Genomic DNA, 7,517 nt, shown 5'->3' with positions numbered 1-7,517 from the left:
TTGGCCAGGCTGTCCGCCAATCCTCCCCGATCCCTGATTCTCGAGGCCGGAACGGCCGAGGAAAGAAGGGAGCTTGGGCTCTATTGGGCCGCCTCCCTCAATTGTTCGAATCCTGAACGGCCGTGTCTGAACTGTCCTGTCTGCACCCAAATCAGGGTCGGCTTTTTCCGGGACCTTGAATTGGTGGACGGAGGAGAGGGAACCATTGGCATCGACGAGGCTAGGAGGATTCGATCGGTCATGTCCGACCATCCTCACGGCGACGGCACCCGGGTCATTCTCCTGGCCGAGGCCCAGGAATTGACTGTCGAAGCGGCCAACGCCCTGCTGAAATCCATGGAGGAGCCCCTTCCCGGGAATGTCTTCGCGCTCCTGGTGCCTGTCCGTCAGGCCTTACTCCCGACTCTCATCTCCAGAAGCCTGGTTCTGACCCTGTCCCGGGTGACTGCATCTGGTGTAATCGATCCGGAAACACGAAACTGGCTCGGAAGCCTTGCCGATTTTGCCCTGACCGGGCGGGGCCTTTTTTCCCGGACCGGAACCAAGGGCTCCGTGGACAAGGCCCTTGTTCTTCGGATCGTGACGGCCATGCAGCAATCCCTGATGGCCAGGCTTCATGGACAAAACGTACCCGACGGCCTGGAGAATTTTTTGTCCCGACTCGATCATGGTCGAATCTTTGAGGTCAACTGCTTTCTCGAAGACACCGTGGAATGCCTGCAGGTCAATGCGAATCCGGCCCTGGTACTGGACACTCTGGCCCTGCGGCTTTGGATGGCCGCAGGACAAAAATCATGAATGGGGCATGATCCTGATGGGAACATTCACAATCCAACGAGGAGAACTCTCATGGATTCGGCCTTACTGATACCTTTGGCCGACACCATACCCGTTGCCTGGGGCTGGTTTCAGGTGCTGCTCGTGGCCACCTTTATGCTTCATCTCCTGGCCATGAACATCCTGCTCGGATCGAGCGTCATCGCCCTGGTCGATCAGATTCGGGGCCGGGCAAGAACGACCGGTCCGGTTTTGTCCCCGAAGCTCCCCATCGTCATGGCCTTCACGGTCAACTTCGGAGTGGCCCCACTTCTGTTTCTCCAGGTCCTTTTCGGCAATCTCGTCTACACGAGCAGCATTCTGATGGCCGTGTACTGGCTGTCGGTGGTTTTCATCATCATCGCCGCCTACTATTCCCTCTATGTGTTTCAATACAAATACGAGGCCTGGCCGAGAGCCAGAACCGTCTTTCTGGCCGTGGCCGTAGCCTGCATCCTGGCCGTAGCCTTTTTCTTTTCCAACAACATGATCCTCATGATCAGCCCTGAGCGATGGCCCGCTTATTTCGCCAATCGTTCCGGGACGATCCTGTCCCTGACCGATCCGACCCTGATTCCCAGGTATCTCCATTTTGTCCTGGCTTCCTTGGCGGCCGGCGGGCTTTTTCTGGCCGTGACCTCCAGATGGAAGAAATCCGAAGCCAAGGCCGAGGAACAGCTTCTTTTGGGTATGAAATGGTTCTCCTTTGCCACCGTGGCCCAGTTGGCCGTGGGAATCTGGTTTCTCCTGGCGTTGCCCCAGGACGTCATGCTCATGTTCATGGGCGGGAACGGAACGGCCACGGCCCTGTTCATGGCCGGCCTCATCCTGGCCGCGCTCCTGCTCCTGTTCGGGTTCCAGAACAAGGTCTGGCCCTCTTTGTACACCTTCCTGGGAACGGTGGTGGTCATGGTCCTCATGCGGGATTTGGTTCGCACGGCCTATCTGAAGGGCTATTTCAATCCGGCCGAACTGATGGTCAAACCCGAGTACGGGCCCATGGTCCTCTTTGTCGTGATCCTGCTGGTGGGGCTGGCGGCCGTGGTCTACATGCTCAAGCTGGGCTTTGAGACCGGCAAGGAGGTGACGCGATGAACTATCCCGTCTGGGAACTCTTTGCCGCCGGAGGTGGGCTGCTCATCGCCCTGATCGCCGTGTTCCACGTCTACATCGCCCATTTCGCCGTGGGCGGGGGTCTGTTCCTGGTTTTGACCGAAATGAAGGGCTACCGGGAGAATTCCCAGCCCATCCTGGACTATGCCAAAAAACACAGCCTGTTCTTTCTGCTGCTGACCATGGTGGCCGGAGGCATCACCGGCGTGGGCATCTGGTTCACCATCTCCCTGCTGCAACCGTCGGCCACTTCGGTCATGATCCACACCTTTGTCTTCGGCTGGGCCGCGGAGTGGGTCTGCTTCGTGGGCGAGATCGTGGCCCTTCTGGTCTACTACTATACCTTCGGCAGAATGGAGCGGCGTCGCCACCTGATCATCGGCTGGCTTTACTTCATCTTCGCCTGGTTGTCCCTGGTTCTGATCAACGGCATCATCACCTTCATGCTCACTCCGGGCGGCTGGCTTCAGACCGGCAGTTTCTGGTCAGGGTTCTTCAACCCGACCTTTGTTCCGGCCACGGTCTTCCGGACCTTTCTGGCCTTTGTCTTTGCTGGCCTGTTCGGATTCGTCACGGCCGTATTCGTCAAGGACAAGGAGGTCCGGCAGAGTCTGGTCCGGTACTGCGCCCGCTGGGTGATGATCCCCTTCGTGTTCATGATCCTGTCGGCCTGGTGGTATCTGGCCGCCCTGCCCGAGGGACCCAAGGCCATGATCATGGGACAAAATCCCGAGATCATCCCTTTTTACAACGGGTTCCTGATCGTTTCGGCGGTGATCTTTCTTGGTGGCCTGGTCATGGCCGTGCGCATGCCTGGAGCGGTCCGCAAGCCGGTGGCCTTTGTCCTTCTCATCCTTGGCCTAGCCCACATGGGATGTTTCGAGTGGATCCGTGAGGCTGGCCGTCGGCCCTTTGTCATCAGCGACTTCATGTACTCCAACTCCATTCTCGTCTCCCAGGAGGCCGGGATCAATGCCGCCGGAATCCTGAAGACGGCCCGTTGGGTGGAGCACAGAGAGATCACTCCCGGCAACGAGCTGGCCGCGGGCCGGGAGATATTTCTTCTCAAATGCTCGGCCTGCCACAGCATCGGCGGGCCCAACAACGACATCAGGCCTCTGACGGCCAAGTACACGGTGCTGGGCATGGATTCCCAATTGAACGGCATGGGCAAGCTGAACACCTACATGCCCCGGTTCATGGGCACCAAAGAGGAGCGGTGGGCCCTGGCCCGGTACATTGTCGAGGAACTGAACGGTGGCGGGCCACCGGCCCAAGAGGGCCAGAAGGCCAAGAGTCTGCCCAACGAGATTCCGCCTTTCGACAAGGGCCGAGACGAATACGTGCTCCTGGCATGGAACAACCTGGGCATGCACTGCATTTCCGACAGCGACCAGTACTGGACTCTTTTGCCCCCGGCCAACGACCTTTTTGCCCAGCTCATTCGTAGGGCCCCGTCCCCGACCCTGGTCACCGAGGGCGTGGTTCTGGAGTACGAAGTGGAGCCCGGTTTCGAGAACCCGGCCGGATCAGTCCGGTTCTGGGAGTTCGCCGACGAATTGTTCGGTCTGGACAAGCCGCTGCCCGAGAATGTCGGGCTGTCCGGAAATGGTCTGAAGGGAACCATGCACCTTTCGTCCGAACTGGAGGCCTTCGAGGCCTCCCTGGTTCCTGTGACCCCCTACCCGGCCGACGGCAGCTTCAATCCCTATCCTCTGTTCACCATCACGGCCAGGGACGCGTCCACGGGCAAGGTTCTGGCCCAAACCAGAATGGTCGCCCCGACATCCACCGAAATGGGGTGCAAGAACTGTCACGGCGGGCAATGGAGGGTGGCCGGAGTGGCCGGGTTCACGGACGAGACCTCGGCCGACATTCTGGCCGTGCACGACCGCATCAACCGGACCAACCTTCTGGTCGAAGCCAAGGCCGGCCGGCCCAGGCTCTGCCAGAGCTGCCACCACGACCCGGTCCTGGGCGCCGAGGGTGAGCCTGGGGTTCTGGGTTTTCCTGCGGCCATCCACGGCTGGCACGCTAACTACCTGACGGACCGGGACGAGACGGCCTGCTTTCTCTGCCACCCTTCCAGCGCCACCGGGCCCACCGGATGTCAGCGGGGGGTGCATGCCAGCCTGGGGCTGACCTGCGTCGACTGCCACGGCACTTTGGAGGACCATGCCTTGAGTCTGCTCAAGCGGGAACATGAGGATGGACGGCCCACGGCGGCCCGGCTCATGGCCAACCTCAAGCCCAGGATGGTGGACTCCGTGGATGAGATCAATCCCCGCACGCCCTGGATCAACGAACCCGACTGCCTGACCTGCCACGTGGATTTCCAGGCGCCGGTGAGGGCCACGGCCTTCAATGTCTGGACCAACGGCCTAGAGGAACTCTTCCGGATGCGCTCGGACGACGCCGGGATCATGTGTTCGGCCTGTCACGGCTCGACCCACGCCAACTACCCGGCCCAGAACATGTACGGCAAGAACCGGGACAACATCCCGCCCCTGCAGTACCAAGGCGACAATCTGCCCATCGGCTCCAACCGGAACTGCAACCTCTGCCATACCGAGGACATGGATTTCTCCATCCATCATCCCAACTTCATGCGGCCCTTCCGTAATGTTCACCTGATCTCCAGGACGAACTGAGGCCAAGCCGAAACATTATGAGGGCCGCCGGTTCGGATGATCCGGCGGCCCGCACATTCCCTCGGGAGTTGTCGTGGATCTGATTCAACTGGCCGCCGGCCTGCTTCTGCCCCTGGTCAAACTGGTGGTCTTCATGTCCATCGGTCTGGTGGTCGGCAACCTCATCGAGGCCCTAAACTGGACCTCCATGATGGCCAGGCTGGCCACGCCCATCACCCGGGCCGCCCATCTCCAGGACGTGTCCGGGGCCAGCTTCTCCCTGGCCTTTTTTTCCGGTGTCAGCGCCAATACCATGCTGGCCGAGGCCTATGATCAGGGTCGACTGAGCCGCAAGGAACTCGTCCTCTCCAATCTCTTCAACAGCCTACCGACCTATTTTCTCCATCTGCCGACCATGTTTTTCATCATCGCTCCGGTCATCAAGGGCGCGGCCGTGGTCTATCTGGGCCTGACCGTGGCCTCGGCTTTTCTCAGGACCGCGGCCATCACCATGGTCTCGAGATTTTTGCTGCCCAGGCCCGAGGATGGTTGTGTGGTCTGCCGTCTGCCCGAGGAGGGGGAACGGACCTGGAAGACCCTGGCGGCCAAGATATGGAAGCGGAGCCGCCGGAGACTACGCTCCATCCTCATCTACACCCTGCCCATCTACACGGCGGTCTACATCCTGAATACGACCGGATTCTTCAGGTTGTTGGAAGATTATTTATCAAAGACCATTCTGGGCGTCTCCTGGCTGCCACCCCAGGCCCTGAGCATCGTGGTCTTTCACATCGCCGCCGAGTTCACGGCCGGCATCGCCGCGGCCGGGGCCCTGCTGGACGGCGGTACCCTGGGGACCAAGGAGGTGGTCCTGGCCCTTCTGGTCGGGAACATTTTGTCCTCGCCCATGCGGGCTTTCCGCCACCAGTTTCCGTATTATGCGGGTATCTTCAAGCCCGCTTTGGCCTGGCGGCTCATCGTCTACAACCAGACGGCCCGGATCGGGTCTTTGATCCTGGTGGGTCTTCCCTACGCCGTGTGGGGGTGAGAGGAACGCGGGGCGCTTTCCCGGGTCCAAGCGGAAAAAACTCGGAAGTATGTGGTTCTTGAAGGCTGAATCCGGGCTCAATGCCAAGCCGACGAGGTGGATTCGAAGTCTCATGGATAGCTGTTTTGCTTTGGGCAATGTTCGGGCAAAACGATTCGGATTCGTCAAAAAACATCTAGGAGATCGAGCTCGTCGATGCAGTCAGCACAATCCAGGCAAGGCCTGATCAGCTTTGGATTTATCGTTCTCAGTCTGGTCTGTTTTCTGGCCTTTTGCAATATCTCGATTTTCTACGGATTCAACGTCTACATGGAGCGGATCGGAGTGTCTCCCGAGTGGAGAGGTCTGCTGCTGGGGCTTGAATCGGCCGCAGCCCTGGTGTTTCGGCCGATTATCAGTCCGTTTTTGACCCCCCGAAACGGTCTCAGGGCCGCGGGTTTGGGCCTTGGACTCGTCATGGCCGCCCTGACCTCGTATCAGTGGGCCGAGGGGCTGTGGGGCTTGGCAGTGGTTCGGATGGTTCACGGCCTGGGGTTTGTGCTCTTGATTTCGGCCGTGGTGGCGGTGATGGTCATCTTCATCCCGCAAGGGCGCAGCGGACAGGCCTTCGGGGTTTTTGCCGTCACAAGCCTCCTGCCCTATGCCGTATTGCCTCCTCTGGTGGAACGTCTGCTCCCTCTTGTCGGCAACGAGGCCCATGTCTACGCCATGGCCGCTCCGTTGCTCCTGCCGGCCATGCTCTTGTTGTGGCCCCTTGGGATGAGGGTTCGACGGATGATCCGATTTTTACCATCCCGTGCCACGGCCCGGCCGGGTTTCGGAGAGATAGCGGCCGGTTTGAGAGCACCTGGTGTTTCCAGGCTCTTGGTCGCCAATTTTCTTTTTTACACCTCCACGACGGTTGTCTTCTTCTATATGAAGAACCATCTCCAGGAGTTGAATGCCGGAAACCCTGGGCTGTTCTTCAGCATCTCGACCGGGGCCACCATTTTCGTCCGAGTCGTGTGCGGCGCGCTTTTGGACCGGGGCAACAAGGCCACTTTGTTGGCCATATTTCTCGGACTCCTGGCCCTCTGCATGGTTTTGTTCGCCCTGGCCTCCCAGCCAGATTTCATTCTGGCTCTTGCCGCCGTGTACGGAATCTGTCTCGGGTTCATCTTTCCGCTTTTCAGTTCAGCGATGTTTGATGTTTCACCCCAGCATCTGCGAGGGGTAAACACAAATGTCATGCTTTCGGCCATGGACGGCGGATATGTTCTTGGCCCGGTATTGGCCGGAATGTTTCTGGCTTATGGCCTTGAATCCTCAGAACTTTTTTTCGTCTTTGCCGTTCTGCCGGTGCTGGCGGCCCTGGTTGTACGGAGCCTGATCGGAAGTATTCTTCGCGAAAGCTCAGCCTAGTTGCAAAGCAACTTATCGGTTTTTTTGAAATTTTTCGCATATTCGTTTTCTGCCAGTCTCATGACCAGATTCCCGGCCGTCTGCCGTCGGTACTCGGCAGAGGCCCGGATGTCGTCGATGGGTCGGATCGCCTTCCGGACCAGACGAGCGGCCTGAGCCAAGGCGGCCGGGGAGAGCTTGCGGCCGATCAGGGAGGCTTCGGCCTCGGCTGGCCGGATGATTGTCGGCCCCACGCTGCCCAGGGCCAGGCGGGCCTTCTCGATCAGGCCCCGGGGGCCAAGGCGGAACAGGCTGGCCAGGCTGACCACGGCGATGGCCATGGCCTTGCGCTGGCCGACCTTCTCGAAGTGTTGGACTTGAAAGTGCCGGGTGGGGGGAACGAGAATCCGGGTCAAGATTTCCCTGGGGCGTAGAGCGGTCTTGCCCGGGCCGAGGATGAATTCATCGAGGTTCATGACCCTTCTGGCGTTTTGGGAGAGGAGTTCGACCCTTGCTCCAAGGACGTGCAG

At 59.6% G+C, this 7,517-nt stretch carries 6 protein-coding genes; 5 read left to right on the top strand and 1 reads right to left on the bottom strand.

The annotated features are described in order from the left end of the window. From EOM25_10700 to EOM25_10680, 5 genes are all read left to right on the top strand, one after another. Positions 1-798 (top strand): DNA polymerase III subunit delta', encoded by a 798-nt coding sequence (locus EOM25_10700; GenBank protein NCC25645.1) that lies wholly within the window; start codon positions 1-3, stop codon positions 796-798. Positions 799-849: 51 nt separating this feature from the next. Next, positions 850-1,911, top strand: coding sequence for a hypothetical protein (locus tag EOM25_10695; protein ID NCC25644.1), 1,062 nt, complete (start codon positions 850-852; stop codon positions 1,909-1,911). Further along, positions 1,908-4,580, top strand: a complete 2,673-nt coding sequence (locus EOM25_10690) for a cytochrome C (protein ID NCC25643.1) — start codon at positions 1,908-1,910, stop codon at positions 4,578-4,580. Before EOM25_10695 ends, EOM25_10690 begins: the two co-directional genes overlap by 4 nt. 73 nt (positions 4,581-4,653) lie before the next feature. Beyond that, entirely contained in the window at positions 4,654-5,607 is a 954-nt protein-coding gene (locus EOM25_10685) for a hypothetical protein (protein ID NCC25642.1), read from the top strand. A gap of 195 nt (positions 5,608-5,802) precedes the next feature. After that, positions 5,803-7,008, top strand: a complete 1,206-nt coding sequence (locus tag EOM25_10680) for an MFS transporter (GenBank protein ID NCC25641.1) — start codon at positions 5,803-5,805, stop codon at positions 7,006-7,008. On the opposite strand, the gene EOM25_10675 is transcribed toward EOM25_10680, so the two are convergent. After that, positions 7,005-7,517 (bottom strand): xanthine dehydrogenase family protein subunit M (locus EOM25_10675; GenBank protein ID NCC25640.1); only part of this gene is annotated, 513 nt, incomplete at its 5' end. The genes EOM25_10680 and EOM25_10675 overlap by 4 nt on opposite strands.

Source organism: Deltaproteobacteria bacterium (assembly GCA_009929795.1).
Classification (GTDB): Bacteria; Desulfobacterota; Desulfovibrionia; order Desulfovibrionales; family Desulfomicrobiaceae; genus RZZR01.
The sequence above is the reverse complement of the archived record's forward strand: the minus strand, read 5'-3'. Positions and strand labels throughout refer to the sequence as shown.

What these genes read in the sequence shown, in the direction of transcription:
- EOM25_10680 (NCC25641.1), top strand. Translation starts at nt 5,803, where the DNA reads ATGCAGTCAGCACAATCCAGGCAAGGCCTGATCAGCTTTGGATTTATC.
- EOM25_10695 (NCC25644.1), top strand. Translation starts at nt 850, where the DNA reads ATGGATTCGGCCTTACTGATACCTTTGGCCGACACCATACCCGTTGCC.
- EOM25_10690 (NCC25643.1), top strand. Translation starts at nt 1,908, where the DNA reads ATGAACTATCCCGTCTGGGAACTCTTTGCCGCCGGAGGTGGGCTGCTC.